This is a genomic window from Pseudogemmobacter bohemicus (assembly GCF_003290025.1).
In the GTDB taxonomy this organism is placed as follows: domain Bacteria; phylum Pseudomonadota; class Alphaproteobacteria; order Rhodobacterales; family Rhodobacteraceae; genus Pseudogemmobacter; species Pseudogemmobacter bohemicus.
Genome location: NZ_QNHG01000002.1, coordinates 1026566 through 1048502 on the forward strand (window position 1 = coordinate 1026566; position 21937 = coordinate 1048502).

19 protein-coding genes are annotated in these 21937 nt (G+C 62.4%); 10 read left to right on the forward strand and 9 right to left on the reverse strand.

Annotated features, from left to right (window positions below; genetic code table 11):
• The 5 genes from DRF71_RS12815 to cysQ all read right to left on the reverse strand — a co-directional run.
• Positions 1 to 846 (reverse strand): beta-1,6-N-acetylglucosaminyltransferase (locus tag DRF71_RS12815; RefSeq protein ID WP_232831486.1); only part of this gene is annotated, 846 nt, incomplete at its 3' end.
• On the reverse strand, positions 843 to 1853 hold the full coding sequence (locus DRF71_RS12820) for a glycosyltransferase family 2 protein (RefSeq protein ID WP_112310893.1): 1011 nt from the start codon (positions 1851 to 1853) through the stop codon (positions 843 to 845). The genes DRF71_RS12820 and DRF71_RS12815, both read right to left, overlap by 4 nt.
• A 229-nt stretch (positions 1854 to 2082) precedes the next feature.
• Positions 2083 to 3138 (reverse strand): glycosyltransferase family 2 protein, encoded by a 1056-nt coding sequence (locus DRF71_RS12825; RefSeq protein WP_112311306.1) that lies wholly within the window; start codon positions 3136 to 3138, stop codon positions 2083 to 2085.
• Positions 3139 to 3169: 31 nt separating this feature from the next.
• On the reverse strand, positions 3170 to 4069 hold the full coding sequence (galU, locus tag DRF71_RS12830) for a UTP--glucose-1-phosphate uridylyltransferase GalU (RefSeq protein WP_112311307.1): 900 nt from the start codon (positions 4067 to 4069) through the stop codon (positions 3170 to 3172).
• 203 nt (positions 4070 to 4272) lie between these two features.
• On the reverse strand, positions 4273 to 5076 hold the full coding sequence (cysQ, locus tag DRF71_RS12835; RefSeq protein WP_112310894.1) for a 3'(2'),5'-bisphosphate nucleotidase CysQ: 804 nt from the start codon (positions 5074 to 5076) through the stop codon (positions 4273 to 4275).
• A 239-nt stretch (positions 5077 to 5315) separates the two neighbouring features.
• On the opposite strand from cysQ, the gene DRF71_RS12840 reads away from it, so the two are divergent.
• The 5 genes from DRF71_RS12840 (at position 5316) to radC (ending at position 11052) form a co-directional block, all read left to right on the forward strand.
• A complete protein-coding gene (locus tag DRF71_RS12840; protein WP_112310895.1) occupies positions 5316 to 6140 on the forward strand; it encodes an ABC transporter permease in 825 nt (274 codons plus the stop codon).
• A complete protein-coding gene (locus tag DRF71_RS12845; RefSeq protein ID WP_157971064.1) occupies positions 6137 to 6751 on the forward strand; it encodes a COG3650 family protein in 615 nt (204 codons plus the stop codon). The genes DRF71_RS12840 and DRF71_RS12845 overlap by 4 nt, the downstream gene beginning before the upstream one ends.
• A 252-nt stretch (positions 6752 to 7003) precedes the next feature.
• On the forward strand, positions 7004 to 8914 hold the full coding sequence (gene dnaK, locus DRF71_RS12850; protein WP_112310897.1) for a molecular chaperone DnaK: 1911 nt from the start codon (positions 7004 to 7006) through the stop codon (positions 8912 to 8914).
• Positions 8915 to 8983: 69 nt separating this feature from the next.
• Complete coding sequence (gene dnaJ / locus DRF71_RS12855; protein ID WP_112310898.1) at positions 8984 to 10135, forward strand: molecular chaperone DnaJ; 1152 nt, start codon at positions 8984 to 8986, stop codon at positions 10133 to 10135.
• 140 nt (positions 10136 to 10275) lie between these two features.
• Entirely contained in the window at positions 10276 to 11052 is a 777-nt protein-coding gene (gene radC / locus DRF71_RS12860; protein ID WP_112310899.1) for a RadC family protein, read from the forward strand.
• Between the two features lie 394 nt (positions 11053 to 11446).
• On the opposite strand, the gene DRF71_RS12865 is transcribed toward radC, so the two are convergent.
• The 3 genes from DRF71_RS12865 to secA form a co-directional block, all read right to left on the reverse strand.
• Positions 11447 to 12979, reverse strand: coding sequence for a phosphate ABC transporter substrate-binding/OmpA family protein (locus DRF71_RS12865; protein ID WP_112310900.1), 1533 nt, complete (start codon positions 12977 to 12979; stop codon positions 11447 to 11449).
• 103 nt (positions 12980 to 13082) lie between these two features.
• Positions 13083 to 13463 carry a hypothetical protein gene (locus DRF71_RS12870; protein ID WP_157971065.1) on the reverse strand — a complete coding sequence of 127 codons (381 nt, stop codon included), beginning with the start codon at positions 13461 to 13463 and terminating at the stop codon, positions 13083 to 13085.
• A gap of 146 nt (positions 13464 to 13609) precedes the next feature.
• A complete protein-coding gene (secA, locus tag DRF71_RS12875) occupies positions 13610 to 16321 on the reverse strand; it encodes a preprotein translocase subunit SecA (RefSeq protein ID WP_112310902.1) in 2712 nt (903 codons plus the stop codon).
• Between the two features lie 184 nt (positions 16322 to 16505).
• On the opposite strand from secA, the gene DRF71_RS12880 reads away from it, so the two are divergent.
• From DRF71_RS12880 to DRF71_RS28080, 4 genes are all read left to right on the forward strand, one after another.
• The gene (locus DRF71_RS12880; protein WP_112310903.1) at positions 16506 to 17351 is read left to right on the forward strand and encodes a peptidylprolyl isomerase; all 846 of its coding nucleotides are present in this window, start codon (positions 16506 to 16508) and stop codon (positions 17349 to 17351) included.
• A 15-nt stretch (positions 17352 to 17366) separates the two neighbouring features.
• Entirely contained in the window at positions 17367 to 18758 is a 1392-nt protein-coding gene (gene argJ, locus DRF71_RS12885) for a bifunctional glutamate N-acetyltransferase/amino-acid acetyltransferase ArgJ (protein WP_112310904.1), read from the forward strand.
• Positions 18759 to 18828: 70 nt separating this feature from the next.
• Positions 18829 to 19227: a (deoxy)nucleoside triphosphate pyrophosphohydrolase gene (locus DRF71_RS12890; protein ID WP_112310905.1), complete on the forward strand. Its 399-nt coding sequence runs from the start codon at positions 18829 to 18831 to the stop codon at positions 19225 to 19227.
• A 122-nt stretch (positions 19228 to 19349) separates the two neighbouring features.
• On the forward strand, positions 19350 to 19499 hold the full coding sequence (locus tag DRF71_RS28080) for a hypothetical protein (protein ID WP_198672191.1): 150 nt from the start codon (positions 19350 to 19352) through the stop codon (positions 19497 to 19499).
• Between the two features lie 104 nt (positions 19500 to 19603).
• Here the strand turns inward: DRF71_RS28080 and glyA are convergent, their stop codons facing one another.
• Positions 19604 to 20899, reverse strand: a complete 1296-nt coding sequence (gene glyA, locus DRF71_RS12895; protein WP_112310906.1) for a serine hydroxymethyltransferase — start codon at positions 20897 to 20899, stop codon at positions 19604 to 19606.
• Between the two features lie 257 nt (positions 20900 to 21156).
• On the opposite strand from glyA, the gene DRF71_RS12900 reads away from it, so the two are divergent.
• A complete protein-coding gene (locus DRF71_RS12900; protein ID WP_112310907.1) occupies positions 21157 to 21921 on the forward strand; it encodes an NAD kinase in 765 nt (254 codons plus the stop codon).
• Positions 21922 to 21937: the final 16 nt, after the last annotated feature.

Below are 21937 nucleotides of genomic sequence, written 5' to 3' on the forward strand. Positions count from 1 at the left end.
AGGGTAAAGCCGGTTCGCCTGTGGCCAGATCTTGCGCGCGATAAAGCAATCCGAGCGGCGCAAAAGCTGCAGGTGATCGTCGTAGAAGATATGCGGCTTGCCCTGGAAATCGAATTTCGACAGCGTCAGCGAGCGGCTTTCCACGCTTGACGAAAACAGCCGCACCAGCGACTGGAAATAGCTTTCATCGGGGATCCAGACGCGGCGGAAATAGCTGTCATAGGCGGCGCGGTCGGGGCTTTCCAGGATCGCCGAAAGCGTCTGGCGGGTCAGGCACCACCATTGGCTGCCCAGATGCGGCACAAGGCTCAGGGGCATCTTGCGCCGCACTTTCAGCCGGCGCTGGATCTCGACATAGATGTCGAAAAGCCAGCGGTTCTTGCGCCAGGAAAACGGGAAGCGCAGCGTGAAGCGTTCGGCATTCAGCCCGCCCACCGTCCAGCCGACATCCGCCGTGGTGACGCTTTCGATGAAATCGGTGCGCGGGCGGGCGTCGAGATAGTCGCGCAATTCCTCGACCGGGCGCAGCGGCAGGCAGGACCCCGAGACCAGACAGACATGGCGCACATCGGGGAAGTCTTTCAGCATCAGCTCGCTGGCTTCCTGGGTGGCGGCGACGATGCCCCAGGTGCCCCATTCGCAGATATGGCGCGGCGAAAAGCGGATATTTCCCAGATCCTTCAGTGCATCGCGCAGGAATTCGAATTTGGCATCCGGGGTCGAGCGGTCAACATGGATCACCACCGGGCAGCCGCGTTCCGCCCAGTAGCGTGCCACCTGCGCCGCGCGGTGCAGCGCGGTATGGCACAGCATGACGAAGCCCAGGCTGCCCTGCTCGGAACTCATGCCCAGTTCCCCTTGGACATGAGGCCCAGAATCTCCAGCTGACGCCAGTTGATGTATTTCTCGCTCCATTTGCACCAGAAATCGGGCTGCTCCTTCAGCCCCTCCAGATAGGCCTTGTATTCACGACTGTCGGCGTAATGTTCGCCCCGCGCCATTTCTTCCTGCGCCTTGACGGCAAATGTATCCAGGAACTTGGCATGAAGAAGGCAGCCGGAGGCTTTTTCGCCGCCCCATTCGTCAAAGGCAAGGTTCAGCCCGCGCGGCAGCAGCATATGGGTCGAGCTGATATAGGCATAGCTTTTGTGCCAGCGCACCAGCGGCACCTTGTTCAGCGCCGGCGCCGCGCGCGGGTTCGAGGCAAAGAAGGTCCGTGCGCGCGGACCGCCCTGGATCCAGAGATTGCCGTAACCCCAGTTGCGGCTGATCGTGTAATTGCCGGAATCGAACCATTCCGCGATCTCGAACGGGTTCTGACCCTCGCGGTAAGGCTGATCCTGCACCGGGCCTTTGGGATACATATCCAGCAGCATTGCCGAAAACGCCCTGATCCCGCTGGTATCCAGCCAGTCGGTCAGCGCGCGCAGCGGCCGGGTCTCGCAAAACGGGTAGATCAGGAATTCATCGACATCGACCGTCAGGCACCAATGGCCATGGCCGTAACGGCGCTGGAGTGCGGTAAGCCAGTCCATGCCGAAACGGCTGTTCTTATAGCTGGCTTTCGTGGTCCAGAGCGAGACATCCGGCTGGCTTTCCAGATATTCGCGGCTGCCATCATCGCTGTCATTGTCCACGAACAGGAAATGACCAATGCCGAGATCGCGGTAGTAATGCAGGAACCAGGGCAGGCGGATGCGCTCATTCCTGAGCGTGCAGAAAAGCAGCACCGAGCCGCTGCGGATGGCGTCGGTCCGCAGTGCTACAGGGCGCAGCTCGCGGCTGCGCAGATAGGACAGGGCCAGCAACCGCTTGCGTCGCAGCCGCAGCCGATAGGATCCGGTCAGGCTCATCCTCGCCCCCCTTTACAGGGGCCGGGGCTGCCCTGCCGCAACCGGCGCGGGGCCTGCCCGCATCCGGCGGGCAGGCGGCCTGAGCTGACTTTTACACGAACCGGCACAATACCCCTTCTTTTCCCCTCTGGCATTGTTTCCATTATGGAAATCACCATGCTGATTGCTAGAGAAATGCCTTCAGAAAGTAAATATTTTGCCAGGGTGAAAGTTGCCGCCGCTGCGCGTCTCATATCCATCCACCCCGCGACAGGAGGCCAAGCGCCTCCAGCTGCCGCCAGCCGGTATAGCGGCGCGATTGCGGGGTTTTCAGCTTTGGCGCAGCGATCAGACCGTCATAATAGGCGCCAAACCGGGCGGGGTCGGCGAAATGCTGGCGGCGTTCCTTTTCCTCGCCGGATTTCGCAATGATTTCAGGCAGGAACTTGGTGTGGAGCAGCACGCCCGAGGTCAGCTCGCCGCCGGTTTCGTCGAAAACATGGTTCAGCCGCGCCGGCAAAAGGGAATGGGTCGAGTTCATCCAGGCATAGCGCCAGGACCATTTCACCAGCGGGATCTTGTTCAGCGTCGGCGCGCGGCGGGGATCATCGGGAAAGAAGGCGCGGGCGCGCGGGCCGCCCTGGATCCAGAGATTGCGCAAAGGCTGTTGCACCTGCAGGCTGTAATTGCCGGAATCGAACCATTCCAGCAGCGCAAGCGGGTCGGTGCCAGGGATATAGGCGCGCTCTCCCAGCCGGTCTTCCGGGTAGAGATCCAGCATCATTGCCGGCATCGAGCTGCGGCCCTGACCCTCCAGCCAGGAGATCAGCGCCGGCAGTGGCCGGGTCTCGTGCCAGGGATAGACCAGCAGCTCATCTGCATCGAGCACAAGGCACCAATGGCCATGCCCGTGCCGCATCAGCACCCAGTTGATCCAGTCCAGCCCGAAACGCGATTTGCGATAGGAACCGGCGGTGGACCAGAGCGAGACATCCGGCTGGTCGCGCAACAGCGCCTCGCTGCCATCGTCGCTGGCATTGTCCACGATCAGGAAATGATCTACCCCCAGCCGACGGTGATGCGCCAGAAACCAGGGCAGGCGCGCCGCCTCGTTCCGGACCACCATCGCGCAGAGGATGGCGCCCTTGCGGATCGCGCCGGTGCGGTCGGTCAGCCGGGACAGCTCGCGCCGTTTTCGCAGCGCCCGCGCCAGCAGGATGCGGCGGCGGTTGCGCAGCCGCCAGGCCTGCAAGAGGCCCTGGCGGCTGTCTTCAGCGGCCGGCAACTCACCGATCGCATAAGGCATCCTGCGGGAGCCCTGGCCCGCCGCCATACGCTTACTCAGCCGCCCGCAGCTGCGCCATCATATCGCGAAGATAGGCCGAGAACTCGTCGCGCAGATCGGGGCGCGACAGGCCAAAGGCCACGGTCGCCTGCAGGAAGCCCGCTTTCGAGCCGCAGTCATAGCGCATGCCGCGGAAGCGGAAGCCGAACACGCCCGACCCGTCGGGGCCGGTTTCCTCGGCAATGGCATCGGTCAGCTGGATCTCGCCGCCGGCACCCTGTTTCAGGCGGTTGAGGTTGTTCAGCACTTTCGGCGACAGGATATAGCGCCCGATCACCGCAAGGTTCGACGGCGCTTCATCGGCTTTGGGCTTTTCGACCATGCCTTTGGCGCGCACAATGGCGCCCATATCCTCGCCGATATCCAGAACACCGTAGGAAGAGGCCTTTTCCGGCGCGACTTCCATCGCGGCGACCATATTGCCGCCGGTTTCCTCATAGGCCTCGACCATCTGCGCAAGGCAGGGCTTTTCAGCCGCGATCACGTCATCGGGCAGGAGCACCGCGAAAGGTTCGTCGCCGATCAGCTTGCGGGCGCACCAGACCGCATGGCCCAGACCCAGCGGGCGGTTTTGCCGCAGATAGGCGATGGCGCCGGAATCCATATTGGTGGATTTCAGGATCTCCAGCAGCTGCTCCTTGCCGGATTTCTTCAGCGCGTTTTCCAGCTCGGGTGCGGTGTCGAAATAATCCTCCAGCGCAGATTTGCCGCGCGAGGTGACGAAGATGAAGTCCTTGATGCCGGCCGAGCGGGCCTCGTCAATCGCATATTGGATGAGCGGGCGGTCCACCAGGGTCATAATCTCTTTCGGGATCGACTTGGTGGCCGGCAGGAAACGCGTACCGAGGCCAGCAACAGGGAAGACGGCCTTAGTGACTTTTTTGGGCTTCATGATCGCACTCGTGTTTTTCCGGTGCAGCATTTGCACCTTGATTTGACGTCTTCCCAGAACAATTTGTCCTGATTTTGGCGCCAAAATGTTTCTAGACGAGTTTCCGCTAAAATGCAGGGGGAAATTCGTCGCGCCAACACCAATCGGCCCTTACCAGCGTGGCGAGGGACGGGTCGGTTCCGGCACGGCGTCGGATAGCGGGGTCAGCCGGTCGTTTTCAGCACGACGCCGGGGGCGCGGGCGATGAAAAACGGGTTGTCCCAGCCGGATTTGCCATAGGTCAGGGGCGCGAGGCTGTCAAAATGCAGCACCTCGCCGCCGGCGCCGCGCAGCACCGCATCGCCGGCGGCAGTGTCCCATTCCATAGTGCGGCCAAGGCGCGGATAGAGATCGGCCTCGCCGGTGGCGACAAGGCAGAATTTCAGGCTCGATCCGGCGCTTTTCGAATCCCTGACCTGGTAGAGGCTGATGTAAGCATCGGTCGCCGCATCGCGATGCGATTTCGAGGCCACGACCATCAGCGCAGCGTTATCCGGCGCGGCATTGACGTTGAGCGGCGTCAGCGCGCCGGGCGCGTTTTTGTCAAAGGGGCCGGTCTCCTCAACCGCACTGCCATCGGCCAGAGTGTAGAAAAGCCGTTCTTTCGCGGGGGCATAGACCACACCGCGCAGGGGGACACCGTTTTCCACATAAGCTATATTGACGGTGAAATCGCCCCGGCGCTGCACGAATTCCTTGGTGCCATCCAGCGGGTCGACGATCAGGAAGGTGGAAGCGGTCAGCGCATGGCTTGCGGCCTGTTCCTCGGTGATCAGCACCAGATCCGGGAAGGCGGCGCGCAACCCTGCCGAGATCAGCGCATCTGCGGCCTCATCGGCCTCGGTTACCGGGCTCGAATCACCCTTGGCCTTCACCTCGAAATCGGGGCCGTTATAGACCTCCATGATCCGGTCCCCGGCCTCCAGCGCGAGTCGGCGGATAATGGTGACGAGGCGGTCGAAGTCCATGAAATGCTCCGGTCTGGTCTGATTGGGCGCGAAAAGGGCAGAGTTGCCACAGGGTTTGCGGCCCTTTATCCTCGCGCGGAAAGGGATCGGCAAGCAATCGCTGCCAGAATTCCCGGGATTGCCCCGGATTCGGCACTTTTCCAGGAGAGTGTCAGCGGGACAGTCGGCCGGCCGCAGAGCGCTCATGCGGTTCGGGGTTGAGGCGCGGCGCGGCGACCAGAGGCAGCAAGGACATCACTATGTTCCGACCAGAGGCGAAACGGATCTCGCATATGCGAACCGGTTTCGAACTTATCGAGGTTATCTACCACGCCACCGTGCGCCAGTTGCGCGGCTCGCATTCCAATGCGGTGGTGGCGCTGGTGATGAATGTGCTCCAGGCGGTGCTGGTGCTGGTGCTGTTCGTGGTGATGTTCGATCTGTTGGGGATGCGGCGGCTCGCGCTGCGGGGCGATTTCATCCTTTATGTGATGTCGGGCGTGTTCATGTTCCTGACCCATGTGAAGGCGCTTGGCGCGGTGGCGGGGGCGGACAGCCCGGCCTCGGCGATGATGATGCATGCGCCGATGAACCCGATCATCGCGGTGGTCTCGGCGGCGCTGGCGGCGCTTTATAAACAGACCTTTGCGGCGGGGATCATCCTCTTCGTCTATCATGCGGTGATGCAGCCGATCACCATTTACGACCCGGTCGGCACGCTGGGGATGTTCATCCTGTCCTGGGCTTCGGGCGCGGCAATCGGGCTGATCTTCTATGCGGCCAGGCCCTGGCAGCCGGATTTCGTCGGCATCCTCTCGACCGTCTATCAGCGCGCCAATATGATCGCTTCGGGCAAGATGTTCGTCGCCAACCAGGCCTCGTCCTGGCTGCGAAGCAAATTCGACTGGAACCCTCTTTACCATACGATCGACCAGGCGCGGGGCGATATTTTCCTGAATTATCAGCCGCGTTACACCAATATCGAATATCCGGTCTGGGCGGTGATGATCTGCCTGATGATCGGGCTGATGGGCCAGTTCTTTACCCGCAAATATGCTTCGGCAAGCTGGGGGAAGCGGCGGTGATCCGGCTGCTTTTCTGTATTCTGGCGCTGGCCTCGCTGCCCCTTGGCCCGGGCCTGCGGGCCGAGACATTGCCCTCCGCCTGGCGGGTCGAGGGCGTTTCTGCCGGTGATGTGCTGAATATCCGCGCCGGACCGACGGCCTCATCCGGGATCCTCGGCACCATCCCGCGCGATTCCTCGCGCGTTGAGGTGCTGATGCTGAGCGAGGACGGCAAATGGGGCCTTGTCGGCTTTCCCGAAGGCAATGGCTGGGTCGCGATGCGCTATCTGGCGCCGGTGCCGCCGCCCCCTGCCGGAGAGATGCCGCGCCCGATGCGCTGCCTTGGGACCGAGCCCTTCTGGTCGCTGAGCCGCGAGGCGCAGGGCGGCACCTGGTCGGTGCCCGAAGAACCGGGCCAGAAGATCGCTTTCCTGCAGGCCTATGCGGCCCCGGGCGGCTATTATGCCCAGGCCGAGGACCGGGATGGAAGAATGCTGCATCTGATCGTCACGCGCGAAGTCTGCACCGATGGCATGTCCGACCGGATTTACGGCTTTTCGGCCCGGCTTTTCGCGCAGCACCGCGACGGAAACCGGCTTTATTCCGGCTGCTGCACGCTGGACGGGCGTTGAGGACGGGCGCTGAAAATATGCCCGCCCCGGCCGTCCCCCACCGGGTCTTCGCAGATTGCGTGCAGATCGGGCACAGGATCGTGAAAAATCGCCGGAGTCTCAGCCGCTCTCCCGTTGCAGGCGGAATAGCCCCTGCCTATATACGCCCCATCAAAGGGTGGTTCTCCACCCGGTCCATTCCATAACCCCGCTTCTGTGCCGAAGTTTCCGGGCAGGGTGACGGGGAGATCGCCTGAAGAAAGGGATACAAATATGGCCAAAGTCATCGGTATCGACCTCGGCACGACCAACTCCTGCGTCGCCATCATGGATGGCTCGCAACCGCGCGTCATCGAAAATTCTGAGGGCGCCCGCACCACCCCCTCGATCGTCGGCTTCACCGAAACCGAGCGTCTGGTCGGCCAGGCCGCCAAGCGCCAGGCTGTGACCAATGCCTCGAACACCGTTTTCGCGGTAAAGCGCCTGATCGGCCGCCGCATCGGCGATGCGGAAGTCGAGAAAGACAAAAAGCTGGTCTCCTATGATATTGTCGACAGCGGCAATGGCGATGCCTGGGTCGAAGTGCGCGGCGAGAAATATTCGCCCTCGCAAATCTCCGCCTTCATCCTGCAAAAAATGAAGGAAACCGCAGAATCCTATCTGGGTGAAACCGTCACCCAGGCCGTGATCACGGTTCCCGCCTATTTCAACGACGCTCAGCGTCAGGCCACCAAAGACGCCGGCAAGATTGCGGGCCTTGAGGTGCTGCGCATCATCAACGAGCCGACCGCTGCGGCGCTGGCTTATGGTCTCGACAAGAAAGAGACCAAGACCATTGCGGTCTATGATCTTGGCGGCGGTACTTTCGACATCACCATTCTCGAAATCGACGATGGCCTGTTCGAAGTGAAATCGACCAATGGCGACACCTTCCTTGGTGGCGAAGATTTCGACATGCGCATCGTCCAGTATCTGGCCGATGAGTTCAAGAAAGAGCATGGCGTCGATCTGACCCTCGACAAGATGGCGCTGCAGCGTCTGAAAGAGGCGGCTGAGAAGGCCAAGATCGAGCTGAGCTCTTCGAGCCAGACCGAGATCAACCAGCCCTTCATCTCGATGGACAAGAATACCGGCCAACCGCTCCACCTCGTTGTGAAGCTGACCCGTGCGAAACTGGAAAGCCTGGTTGGCGACCTGATCGTCAAGTCGATGAAGCCCTGTGCGGCCGCGCTGAAAGATGCCGGCCTGTCGAAGGACGACATCGACGAGGTGGTTCTGGTCGGCGGTATGACCCGGATGCCGCGCGTGATCGAAGAGGTCACCAAGTTCTTCGGCAAAGAGCCCCATAAAGGCGTGAACCCGGACGAAGTCGTTGCCATGGGCGCAGCCGTCCAGGCTGGTGTGCTGCAAGGCGACGTCAAGGATGTGGTTCTGCTCGACGTGACGCCCCTGTCACTGGGGATCGAGACGCTCGGCGGTGTCTTCACCCGCCTGATCGACCGCAACACCACGATCCCGACCAAGAAATCGCAGGTATTCTCTACCGCCGAGGACAACCAGTCGGCCGTGACGATCCGCGTCTTCCAGGGCGAACGTGAAATGGCGGCGGACAACAAGATCCTCGGCCAGTTCAACCTGGAACAGATCCCTCCCGCGCCGCGCGGCGTGCCGCAGATCGAGGTGACCTTCGACATCGATGCCAACGGCATCGTGTCGGTTTCCGCGAAAGACAAGGGCACCAACCGCGAGCATAAGATCACCATCCAGGCCTCGGGCGGTCTCTCGGATGAGGATATCGAGAAAATGGTCCGCGACGCCGAAGCCAATGCCGATGCCGACAAGGCACGGCGTGAGCTGGTAGAGGCCCGCAACCAGGGTGAAAGCCTGCTCGACTCGACGAAAAAGTCGCTGAAAGAGCATGGCGAAAAGGTCGATCCGTCGACGGTTGAGGCGATTGAATTCGCGATGGTCCCGCTGGAAGAGGCGCTGAAAGGCGAGGATGCCGGCAAGATCAAATCGGGGATCCAGAACCTGACCGAAGCCGCGATGCGTCTTGGCGAGGCGATCTACAAAGCCCAGGCCGGTGAGGCCGAAGGCGATGATGAAGATGCCGCGCGTCCGGTCGATGATGACACCATCGTCGATGCCGACTTCGAGGATCTGGGCGACAACAAGCGGAAGTAATTCCGATTTGACCGGAAAAAGGGGCGGTCCGATGGGCCGCCCTTCGCCGGTCAGGAGAGGGCTTTTGCTATGGCAAAACGCGACTACTACGAGGTTCTCGGTGTATCCCGCGGCGCCAGCGCCGATGAGCTGAAGAAGGCCTATCGCCAGAAGGCGAAAGAGCTGCACCCCGACCGCAACTCCGACAATCCCGATGCCGAGGCCCAGTTCAAAGAGGTGAACGAGGCCTATGATGTGCTGAAGGATGCCGAGAAAAAGGCGGCCTATGACCGTTTCGGCCATGCGGCTTTCGAGGGTGGCATGGGCGGCGGCGGCCAGCGCGGCGGCTTCAACCAGCAGGGCGATTTCGCGAGCGCCTTCTCGGACGTGTTCGAGGATCTGTTCGGCGATTTCATGGGCGGGCGCGGTCAGGGGGGCGGTGGCCGGCAGCGGGCTCAGCGTGGCTCTGACCTGCGTTATAACCTGCGGGTGACGCTGGAGGAGGCCTGGAAGGGTGTCCACAAGACCATCTCGGTGCCGGGTTCGGTACAATGCGATATCTGCCACGGGTCGGGCGCCGAAGGGGGCGCCGAGCCTCAGACCTGTCCCACCTGTTCGGGCATGGGTAAGGTGCGGGCACAGCAGGGGTTTTTCACGGTCGAGCGCACCTGTCCGACCTGTTCTGGCACCGGCCAGATCATCAAGAACCCCTGCAAGAACTGCCACGGCGCAGGCCGGATCGAGAAAGACCGCCAGCTTTCGGTGAATATCCCGGCAGGCGTCGAGACCGGCACCCGCATCCGGCTGGCCGGTGAGGGCGAGGCAGGGCTGCGTGGCGGCCCTTCGGGCGATCTCTACATCTTTATCGAGGTGAAAGAGCACGCGCTCTTCCAGCGTGACAATGTGCATCTCTTCTTCCCGGTGCCGATTTCCATGGCCCGTGCGGCCCTGGGCGGCGAGGTCGAGGTGCCGACCATCGACGGCGGCCGGAGCCGTGTGAAGGTCCCGGCCGGGGCGCAATCTGGTAAACAGATGCGACTGCGCGGCAAGGGCATGCCGGCGCTGCGCGGCGGCGGTGTCGGGGATATGGTGATCGAGCTGCGGGTCGAAACGCCGGTCAACCTGACCTCGCGGCAGAAGGAATTGCTGACTGAATTCGAGAAGCTCTCGGAAGAGAATAATCCGGAAGGGTCAAATTTCTTCTCGAAAGTCAAAGGCTTCTGGGATGGGATGAAGGGCTGATCCAGTCTTCTCGGGCAATGATACAGGCCAGTTCCGCAGGCGGGACCGGCCTTTTTGCTGCAATGCTGCGACCTGGGGATATTTCTGTGTTTAACTGTGTTGTTAAGTCTTTCTAAACCAGAGGCCCGCAATCTGATGCCATGGCACAGCATCATTCCTTCGCAGAATCACCCATGCCGCCCTTCCTCCCCTTCGGGGATGAGGCCCTTGCAACACCTGTGAAAACCGCGCCGGGCGGGCGGCTTCCCAGCTATATCCAGGATCACCGGCGAAGGCTGCGGACCCGTTTTCTTGAAGGCGGTGCGGCGGCGATGCCGGATTATGAATTGCTGGAGCTGCTTTTGTTCCGCGCGATCCCCCGCCAGGATGTGAAACCGCTGGCGCGGCTGCTGATCGAGACGTTCGGTGATTTCAACCGGGTGGTGACGGCGCCACTGGTGCGGCTGATGCAGGTGAAGGGGGTTGGCGAGGCGGTGGCGCTGGAGTTGCATATCGTCGGCGCGGCGGCGCAAAGGATGATGCGGGCGCGGGTGATCAACCAGCCGGTGCTCTCGTCCTGGGATGCGCTGCTTGATTATTGCCATACCGTGATGGCACATCGCGAGACCGAGCAGTTCCGCATCCTGTTCCTCGACCGCAAAAATGTGCTGATCGCTGATGAAGAACAGGCGCGCGGCACCGTTGATCATGTACCGGTCTATCCGCGCGAAGTGGTGAAGCGCGCGCTGGAACTGAACGCATCGGCGTTGATCCTGGTGCACAACCATCCTTCCGGCGACCCGACCCCGTCCGACTCCGATATCGCCATGACGTTGCAGGTGCTGGATGCCTGCCGCGCGCTGAACATCGTGCTTCACGACCACCTGGTCATCGGTAAAGGGAGGGAAATGAGCTTCCGCTCGCTCGGCTATCTGTAAACTCGTGCTGACGGGGCAGGTGCAGTTGGCGCTTGAACGTCCAGTTCTTATGGGGTGGATCTGCAGAGCAAAGGCAACGGCGCGCGTGAGTGGGCGCGGAAGCGGAGAATTGATACAGCAGACTCTGAAGCCGGGTGTGCGACCAGCGGCGCGGGCGCAGGAGCAAGAGCCGTACGCGCATTGTTGGGGTTGGTCGCGATCAGAATCGCAGTCTTGGCCGGTGCTGCAGTCACTGTGGCGATGCGACCGCAGCGCATGGTTTACCCTTTGGCGTGGTGGCAGATTGCGCTGTCTGCCGAATCATCCAGGCGATGGAACGCAGGGCGGCGGCCCTCGGTCCCCGCCCGATATTTCAGACCTGTCTGTAACCGCCACCTCTTCCTGAAGCGGGTGGTTATAGCGGCTCCGGCGTGAAATTCGGCACGATCCACAATTCGACCCGACGGTTCAGCCGGCGACCGATCACCGTCTCGTCGCAGGCCATTGGCAGGGCCTCGCCGAAGCCCTCGGTGATCGGGATCTGATCGGCGCGCAGATCCGGCGCCAGATCGGCCAGGTCCTGCGCCACCCGCTCGGCGCGTTCGGCCGACAGCGCCTTATTGGCGCTGGCCTCGCCCTTGCCATCCGAGAAACCGGCAAGGATCAGCGTCTTGGAGGGGAAGCTTTCCGAGGCAATCATCCGCGCCAGCTGGGCCAGGTTCTCCTGGCTGGTCGCGTCCAGAATGGAGGTGTTTTCTTCAAAGCGGAAGGTCAGCGACAGGCGGTCGGCGCCGTTCATCACCTCGGCCAGCCGCTTCAGATCGCTCAGCGTCACATCATCGCCGGCGCCCAGGATGGCATTGATCAGGCGCAACCCGTCCTGGGTCATCGGCGCGGATTCGACCGATCGGTCGATAAAGCCGGCGGCCGCCACCACATGGCCTGCGCGGGGCGTGGCGGTGAATTCCAGAAATTCGCGCGCGAAAACGGGAATACGCCGGGGCGCCGGGATCAGGAATTGCGGCAAAGCCAGCGGGTAATCCTCGGCCTTGACCGCAATCGGCAACGGCAGCAGCGGAAATCCGCAGCTGTCGACCAGCGGCGCGGGCACGGCGGGCTCCATCTCGGCGCGACCAGTGATCGCCAGCGCCCAGGGGTCCTTTGCCACGGCCTCGGCAAGGCTTTGCATATCGGGATGCAGCACCTCGGCCCGGATCGGGGCGCCCAGCCGTTCGGACAGCGCGCGGGTCATATCGGTATCGGCGGCCAGCGCATGCAGCACGATGGGCATATCCGGCCCGCCAAGATCGCGCCAGTTCTTCAGCTGACCGGAGAGAACCCCGGCCAGCTTCACCGTCGAGATCTGCGGCGTCGGATTGCCCGGCGCCATCACCGGCACCAGCGCATCCAGCGCGATGGGCCTGGCGCCGGAGGCGCGGGAGGGCGAGGCGGACAATTCCATCTCGGCGGCGCCACCGGCCAGCGCAGCCTGGGCCTGATCGGGGGGCAGCGGCGTGAAGGAGACATCGGCCAGCACCGTGTCATCCTGTGCCTTGTAGATCTGCGCCGCCCAGGAGGCACCCTCCTGCGGCGTCACCTCGCGAAAGGCGAGACCGCGTACGGCGGCAAAGCTGCGAAAGAGGTTCGGCAGCAGCCGCGCCCCGGCATCGGGGGCGCCAACCACGCGGATATCGGCATGGGGCGTGGTCAGATCGGGGCAGGCCGGTCCTTCGCAGATCACCCCCTGACCGTCGACGGTCAGCAGGCCCCAGGCGGTTTCTATCCGGTAGAATTCGCCATCATAGCCCTGAAGATTGCCCGGCAGTACGATATTTCCCTCACGCGAGATCAGCGTGATATCCTGCGCGCGGGCCGGCAACAGGGCCTGCGGCAGAAACAGGAAAATGAGCACAGCGAGAAAAACCGCTGCGCCTGACCGTGATACCATCTGTCCGCACCGGGATTAATTCACTGCTGCCAGTTTCTGCTGCGTTACCGGATTCTTCAACACCATAATAGCGCGATGCGGCCGCAACCGGTGGGTGGAGGCGTCAGATCACGGGGCGCGTTCCGGTCCGGGGCGACTGGCTCCCCGAGGCCGCACTGGCAAAGGCTGCGGTGGCGGGAACCGGGTTCAGCGCCGACTGGTCATCTGCGGCGCCGCGCGGTGCCGGGATGTCATCGGGTGGGAGGCTGGTTTGCGGCGGATGAAGGATCACGTTTCCATCGGTGCGGGCACGGCTGGCGGGCTGAGGCAGGATCCGCTGCTTGGAGCCAGCCACCACCTGTTCGATACCGCCAAGCGCATCGGTATGGGCCGCTCGTCCAGGCTGGTTCTTTTGCATGTTCTGCACCAGATGGCCCGCGCCCAGAGCCAGCAGGAGAACCACTGTGACGCGTATTATGGTGCGTTTCGTATCCATTATCACCATACCCGGAATCTCCCGTATTGATGCGAACATCGCGTGAGATCGCGGCAATCCCGTGGCGCAGCTGTGGAATGTTTCCCACCAGAGAACCACAGAATCGAAAAGGGGCGGTTAATTCCGCCCCTTTTCTGCCATTATTGTCGCGCTGATCAGGCCAGTCGGCCGTGGCAATGCTTGAACTTCTCGCCTGAACCGCAGGGGCAGACATCGTTGCGGCCAGGATTGCCCCAGGTCGAGGGGTCCGATTCGTCAAAGCCGGCAATCGCGCCGGGCAGAGCCGGCTGCGGCGCGGGCGGGGTGGAGGGTTCGACCTCGATCCCGGCGGCGGCCTGCTGCTGGGCCAGCAGTTGCGCCATCATCGTCTCTTGCTCTTCTTTCGAGAGCGGGCGGATGCGCGACAGCTGCTCGGTCACCTGCTGGCGCAGGCTGCCCAGCATGGTTTCAAACAGCTGGAAGGCCTCGGTTTTATATTCGTTCAGCGGGTCGCGCTGCGCATATTGGCGGAAATGGATGACCGAGCGCAGGTGTTCCAGCCGCAGAAGATGATCGCGCCATTTGGCGTCGATGGCCTGCAAAAGCACCTGTTTCTCGATCTGGACCATGGTGGTCGCGCCGAAAGCCTCGGCTTTTTCAGTCATATAGCGGTCGGAATGCTCGATGATCCGCTCGGCCATGGCAGCCTGGTCGACGCCTTCCTCGGCGGCCCATTTCTCGATGGGCATATCCATGTTCAGCCGCTGACGGCCGGCATCGCGCAGCCCCTCCAGATCCCAGGCGTCGGGATAGGTTTTCGGCGGCATGAAGTCATCGACCATATCGTCGATGACGTGGTGGCGCATATCCTCGGCGATTTCCGAGACATGCTCGGCCCGGAGAATATCCTGGCGCTGGCTGAACACTGCCTTGCGCTGATCATTCATCACATCATCGAAGCGCAAAAGCGACTTCCGCACGTCAAAGTTGCGGCCTTCCACTTTTGCCTGGGCTTTTTCCAGCGACTTATTCACCCAGGGGTGAACAATCGCCTCGCCCTCTTTCATCCCCAAAGTCGAGAGGATCTTGTCCAGGCGCTCGGAGCCGAAGATCCGCATCAGGTCATCTTCCAGCGAGAGGAAGAAGGCGGATTTGCCCGGGTCGCCCTGGCGGCCAGAACGGCCGCGCAGCTGGTTGTCGATGCGGCGCGACTCGTGGCGCTCGGTCGCCAGCACGAAGAGGCCGCCGGCATCCAGCACCTGGGCCTTTTCATCGGCATGTTCCGCCTCGATCCGCGCCCGCAAAGCGGCGGGGTCGGCATCCGGATTGGCGTCCAGCTCTTCGATCACCTTCATCTCGACATTGCCGCCAAGCTGAATATCGGTGCCGCGACCGGCCATATTGGTGGCAATGGTCACAGCGCCCAGGCGGCCGGCATCGGCGACGATCTTCGCCTCCTGCTCATGCTGGCGGGCGTTCAGCACGTTATGCGCGATGCCTTCGGCTTTCAGCATCGCCGCCAGCTCTTCGGATTTCTCGATCGAGGTGGTGCCGACCAGCAGCGGCTGGCCTTTCTCATGCGCCTCGCGGATCGTCTCGACGATGCCCTGGAATTTCTCGCGTGCGGTGCGATACACCTTGTCATGGTCGTCGATCCGCGCCACCGGGCGGTTGGTCGGAACCTCGACCACACCCAGACCGTAGATCTGCATGAATTCCTCGGCCTCGGTCGCAGCGGTGCCGGTCATGCCGGCCAGCTTGTTATAGAGGCGGAAGTAGTTCTGGAACGTCACCGAGGCGAGGGTCACGTTTTCGGGCTGGATCTGCACGCCCTCTTTCGCCTCGATGGCCTGGTGCAGGCCGTCCGAGAGGCGGCGGCCCTTCATCATCCGGCCGGTGAATTCGTCGATCAGCACGATCTCTCCATCGCGGACGATATATTGCTGGTCGCGGTGGAACATCTTATGGGCGCGCAGCGCCTGGTTCATATGGTGAACGATCGAGGTCGATTCCGGCGCGAAGAGGTGCTGGCCTTCCGGCAGCACACCCGCCTCTCGCAAAAGGTCCTCGATATGGTCGTTGCCCGCCTCGGTATAGGTGATGTTGCGGGCCTTTTCGTCCAGCGTGAAATCCTCATCGACCAGATTCGGAATCAGCCGGTCAACCGAGATATAGAGGTCGCTGCGGTCCTGGCTTGGCCCCGAGATGATCAGCGGCGTGCGCGCCTCGTCGATCAGGATCGAGTCAACCTCGTCCACAATCGCGAAATTATGGCCGCGCTGCATCATCTCTTCGATAGAGCCCTTCATATTGTCGCGAAGGTAGTCGAAGCCCAGCTCGTTATTGGTCGCATAGGTGACATCGGCGGCATAGGCGGCACGTTTTTCCTGATCCGGCTGCCAGGGGTAGATCACGCCAGTGGTCAGACCGAGTTTCGCATGCACCTTGCCGATGGTGTCGGCATCGCGTTTCGCGAGATAGTCGTTGACGGTGACGACATGCACGCCCTTGCCGGTCAGGGCATTGAGATAGGCCGGAAAAGCCGCCACCAGCGTCTTGCCCTCGCCGGTGCGCATCTCGGCGATATTGCCCTGATGCAGGAAGATGCCGCCCATCAGCTGCACATCAAAAGCGCGCAGCCCCAGCGAGCGCTTCGCCCCTTCACGACAATTTGCGAAAGCCTCGGGCAGGATGTCGTCGAGGCTCTCGCCGCCTTCCTGCACGCGCTTTTGAAATTCGCGGGTCTTTGCGACAAGGCCCTCATCGCTCAGCGCGGTAAATTCCGGCTCAAGCGCGTTGATTTTGGCGACCATGGACTTTGTAGCCCTGACCTTGCGGTCATTGGCCGAGCCAAAGACCTTTTTCGCGAGCGTTCCCAGACCCAGCATGATCTCTCCGTGCGGTCGTTCCTGCGTGATGTCATCAGGCTGTGACTTGCCCGCCCTTAACGCCTTCCATAGAAAGCCGGAGTAGGTCCTGAAAAGCCCGGTATCACGCGACTGTCGCGATGTAAGGGCTGCAAGGATCATAGTCAACGTTCGCAGGCCCTGCGGCATAACGGGAGAAAGTGATATGGCACTGGAAAAACGCATGGGGGCAGCCGTCTTCTGGCTGGCCACCGCCCTCACGGCCCCGGCATGGGCCGAGGGGGAGACGGCTTCGACCGTGGTTGCCACGGTGAACGGCGCCGAAATCACCCTTGGCCAGATGATTGCGCTGCGCGAAACCCTGCCGCCGCAATATCTGACGCTTGAGGATGAGACGCTGTTCAACGGCATTCTCGACCAGCTGGTCCAGCAGGAGGCGCTGGCGCAATCGGTCACCACGCAGACGGTGCGCGACGCGGCGAATATCGCCAACTCGACCCGCGGCTATCTCTCGGGTGAGGTGTTGGGCAAGGTTGCCAGTGCGGCCGTGACCGATGCGGCGCTGCAAAAGGCCTGGGATGAGCGTTATGCCAATGCCGCGCCTATGAAAGAATACCGCGCGGCCCATATTCTGGTCGAGACCGAGGCCGAGGCGAAAGAGCTGAAGGCCGAACTCGACGCCGGGGCGAATTTCGCCGATCTCGCGAAAGAGGCCTCCAAGGATCCCGGTTCGGGTGCCGAAGGCGGCGAGCTGGGCTGGTTCACCACGGATCGCATGGTAAAGCCCTTTGGCGACGCGGTGGCGGCGGCGACCCCCGGCAAAGTGACCGACCCGGTGAAAAGTGATTTCGGCTGGCACCTGATCCTTGTGCATGAAAGCCGCGAAAAACCGGCGCCGCAGCTTGATGAGGTGCGCGAGGAACTCGCTGCCGAGGTCGAGGAGAGCGCGGTCAAGGCAAAGATCGACGACGTGACCAAAGCGGCCAGGATCGAAAAGCCGGGCGCAGGGCTGGATCCGGCGCTTCTGAAAAACAGCGCTCTGATCGACTGAGCGGCGGGGGGTAACATGGCAAAGACCGACTGGAAAGCCGAGGCGAAGAACCTGAAGAAAAAGGTTCGCAAGCTGAAAGAACGTGTCAGTGACGTGGTCGCGCCGGTGGCGGACCGTGTCACGGATGCGGTCTCGGGCGCACTGAGCGAGGTGGCGGCGGCGGTCCATAAGGCCGCGCATCCGGTCTCGCCGCTGGCCCCGAAAAGCTTCCCGACCCTGCCGGTGATCAAAGGCGCGGAATTCGCCTCGGTCGGGGCCGGGATCAAATATAAGAACCGTAAGGATGTGATGCTGGTGCGTCTGGCGCCGGGCACCGTGATGGCGGGCGCCTTCACGCGCTCGACGACGCGCTCGGGCTGTGTGAGGGATTGCGAGGCCAAACTCGCGCTGAAAGCGGCGCCCGATACGGGCGCCGCGATTATCGTGAATTCCGGCAATTCCAACGCCTTCACCGGCAAGATCGGCGACAAGGCCGTGGCCGAGGTCACCGGCGGCGTGGCGGCGGCACTTGGCATTCCGGCGGGGCGGGTGTTCTCCTCCTCGACCGGCGTGATCGGCGAGCCGCTGCCCGGCGAGAAGATCACCGCCGTGATCGGTGACCTGACCGCCAGCCTGACCGAGGCCGCGATTGAAGGCGCCGCCCAGGCCATTATGACCACCGACACCTTCCCCAAAGGCGCCACCGCGACGATCGAGGGCGATGGCGGCCCGATCCATATTGCCGGCATCGCCAAAGGCTCGGGCATGATCGCGCCGGACATGGCGACGATGCTGGTCTATATCTTCACCGATGCGAAAATCAGCCAGCTGAGCCTGCAAAAACTGGTCTCGCGCCATGTCGATGACAGTTTCAACTCGATCACCGTCGACAGCGATACCTCCACCTCCGACACGCTGCTGGTCGCGGCAACCGGCCAGTCTGCGGCCGCTGCACTGAAAGGCCCGGCGCTGAAGGCTTTCGAGGCCGCTCTGGCCCAGGTGATGCAGGATCTCGCGCTGCAGGTGGTGCGCGACGGCGAGGGCGCGACCAAGCTGATCGAGGTGCGGGTCTCCGGCGCCGCGAATGATGCCGATGCCGCGAAGGTGGCTTTCGCCATCGCCAATTCGCCGCTGGTGAAAACCGCCGTCGCGGGCGAGGACCCGAACTGGGGCCGTATCGTGATGGCGGTTGGCAAATCCGGCGCGGCAGCGGAGCGTGACCGTCTCACCATCCGCTTCGGCGATATCCTGGTGGCGGAAAAAGGCTGGAAATCCCCGACCTACAGCGAAGAGGCCGGCGCCAGCTATATGAAGGGCCAGGAGCTGGTGATTGACGTAGGCCTCGGCATGGGCCGGGCAAAGCGGACCGTCTGGACCTGCGACCTGACCGACCGCTATGTCGCGATCAACGCCGACTATCGCTCCTGATCATTTTTGTCCTAAAATATACCGGGGCCCGGGGGCTGCGCCCCCGGCTCCGGACTTACCCGGGAACCGCATGAAAACTCTGCTCGTCTCCGCCGTGGCTCTGATCGACGCCGATGGCCGCATCCTCCTCGCGCAGCGTCCACCAGGCAAAAGCCTCGCTGGCCTCTGGGAGTTCCCTGGTGGGAAGGTGGAGCCGGGCGAAACCCCCGAAGCCTGCCTGATCCGCGAGCTGAAAGAGGAAATCGGCATCGACACCTGGAAAAGCTGCCTCGCGCCGCTGACCTTCGCCAGCCACAGCTATGATGATTTCCACCTGCTGATGCCGCTTTTCGCATGCCGCAAATGGGAGGGCATCCCCGTGGCGCGCGAGGGCCAGATTCTGGCCTGGGTTGCACCGGACCGGCTGCGCGACTACCCGATGCCCCCGGCCGACCTGCCCCTGATCCCCATCCTGCGCGACTGGCTGTAATTCTGGTGGCGACAGTCGCCATTTTTACGCCATATTTCTTTTCGGGTTCTTAACTTTCCTGTTTCAAAAACGGAGAGATTGACGGAAACTTGATTAAATTCCTGAGGGGGGAGAGAACCAGAATGCTGCGCACAATCTCAATCGGAAGCTGCATTTCTGTGCAGGGTCTGATGGTCAGCCAGAATGCGGATGGTACGGTGGTGATCCGGGTCGATGACCGCACCTATACCGGCCGCCCGGTTCCGCCCAGCCATGCAATTGGCAGCGCCTGAGTTTTTCGATCCTTCGCCCATTCCTTTGCATATGGGCCATCGCATGGGCGGAAATTAAAAGGCGCCGGGCAAGACCCGGCGCTTTCTAATTTTTCAATGACGATTCAGAGCGTTTGGTATAGCGGGAATCGGTCACAGAGTGCCTTGACCTCTGCTTTGACCTTCGCCTCGACGGAGGCGTTTCCGTCCTCGCCATTGGCGGCCAGGCCGTCGACCACCTCGGTGATCCAGCGGGCGATCTGACGGAATTCGGCCTCGCCAAAGCCGCGCGTGGTTCCGGCCGGCGCGCCGAGGCGGATACCGGAGGTCACAAACGGCTTCTCCGGATCGAACGGCACGCCATTCTTGTTGCAGGTGATATGCGCGCGACCCAGAGCCGCCTCGGCCGCCTTGCCGGTCACCTTTTTCGGGCGCAGATCGGCGAGGCAGAGATGGTTGTCGGTGCCGCCCGAGACGATGTCGATGCCGCCCTTCATCAGCTCATCCGCCATCGCGGCCGCATTGGTTTTCACCTGGGCGGCATAGGCCTTGAATTCGGGGCGCAGCGCCTCGCCAAAGGCCACGGCCTTGGCCGCGATCACATGCATCAGCGGGCCGCCCTGCAGGCCGGGGAAGACCGCAGAATTGATTTTCTTAGCGATATCTTCATCATTTGTGAGCACCATCCCCCCACGCGGGCCGCGCAGGCTCTTGTGGGTCGTGGTGGTCACCACATGGGCATGGGGCAGGGGCGAGGCATGCACGCCGCCGGCCACAAGGCCCGCGATATGCGCCATATCAACATGGAGGTAAGCGCCGGCCTCATCAGCAATCGCCCGGAAGGCGGCCCAGTCCCATTCACGGCTATAGGCGGTGCCACCCGCCAGGATCAGCTTCGGCTTATGCTCGAGGGCAAGTTTGCGCACCTCGTCCATATCGAGGCGCTGATCCTGCTGGCGCACCCCGTAAGAGACCACGTTGAACCACTTGCCGGACATATTGACCGGCGAGCCATGGGTCAGGTGGCCGCCCGAATTCAGGTCGAGCCCCATGAAAGTATCGCCCGGCTTCAGCAGCGCAAGGAAGACGGCCTGGTTCATCTGGCTGCCGGAATTCGGCTGCACATTGGCGAATTTGCAGTCGAAAAGCTCTTTGGCGCGCTCGATCGCAAGCGTCTCGGCAATGTCGACAAACTGGCAGCCGCCGTAATAGCGCTTGCCCGGATAGCCCTCGGCATATTTGTTCGTCAGAACCGAGCCCTGAGCCTCCAGCACCGCGAGCGAGACGATGTTCTCGGACGCGATCAGCTCGATCTCATCGCGCTGACGGCTAAGCTCGGACCGGACCGCGCCGAAAAGATCGGGGTCGCGAGAGGAAAGAGATTCGGTGAAAAAGCCGGAATCGCGGGTCTGGGCGGTCATACTCGTCTCCGTTGGGCCATGCGGGATGGTATTTTTGTTGCCGGTTCTTTAGAACACGCGCCCGTCCAGGAAAAGGCCGGAAAGCGACCCGTTGCGCGATGGCGACGAAATCCGCGCTGGCTGTGGCTGCCCCGAAGGCGCCTTCCGGCAGCGGCGGGTCGATGCCCCGGATCGTTCCCCCAACGGATGGCGCAGCGATGCAGGGCTTGAGTTTCCGTCCCGCCGCGGTCAGGGTTGCCGCCTGACGGAGGGGTGGGATGCAGCCAAGGATCAGGTTTATGGCCTCGAAGGCTCCGGCGGCGCAATCGGCGCTGGCGCGGCTGACCGGACGCTATGGTCAGACCGACCTGCGCCGGGCCTCGGTGGTGGTGGCGCTTGGCGGCGATGGTTTCATGCTCCAGACGCTGCATGCACAATCCGGGCGCGACCTGCCGGTCTATGGCATGAATTGCGGCACGATCGGCTTTCTGATGAACGCCTATCTTGACGATGGCCTGCCCGAACGGTTGCAAATGGCCGAGGAGGCGCTGCTGAACCCGCTGTCGATGCGGGCGCAGAATGTGCGGGGCAAGATCACCGACGCGCTGGCGGTGAATGAGGTCTCGCTGCTGCGGCAGGGGCCGCAGGCCGCGCGGCTCCGGGTCTCGATTGACCGGCGCGAGCGCATGGCAGAGCTGGTCTGTGACGGTGCCCTGGTTGCGACGCCGGCGGGGTCGACCGCCTATAACTACTCGGCGCATGGGCCGATCCTGCCCATCGGCGCCGATGTTCTGGCGCTGACGGCAATGTCGGCCTTCCGCCCGCGTCGTTGGCGCGGTGCGCTTTTGCCGAAAACGGCCGAGGTGCGGTTCGATGTGCTGGACCCGGAAAAACGGCCGGTGATGGTCGATGCCGACAGCCGGAATTCGGTTCGCGACGTGATCTCGGTTGTGGTGCGCTCGGATTCCGCGATCAGCTACCGTCTGCTCTTTGACCCGGGACACGGGCTGGAGGAAAGGCTGATCCGCGAACAATTCGTCTGATCTGTCAATGTATTGA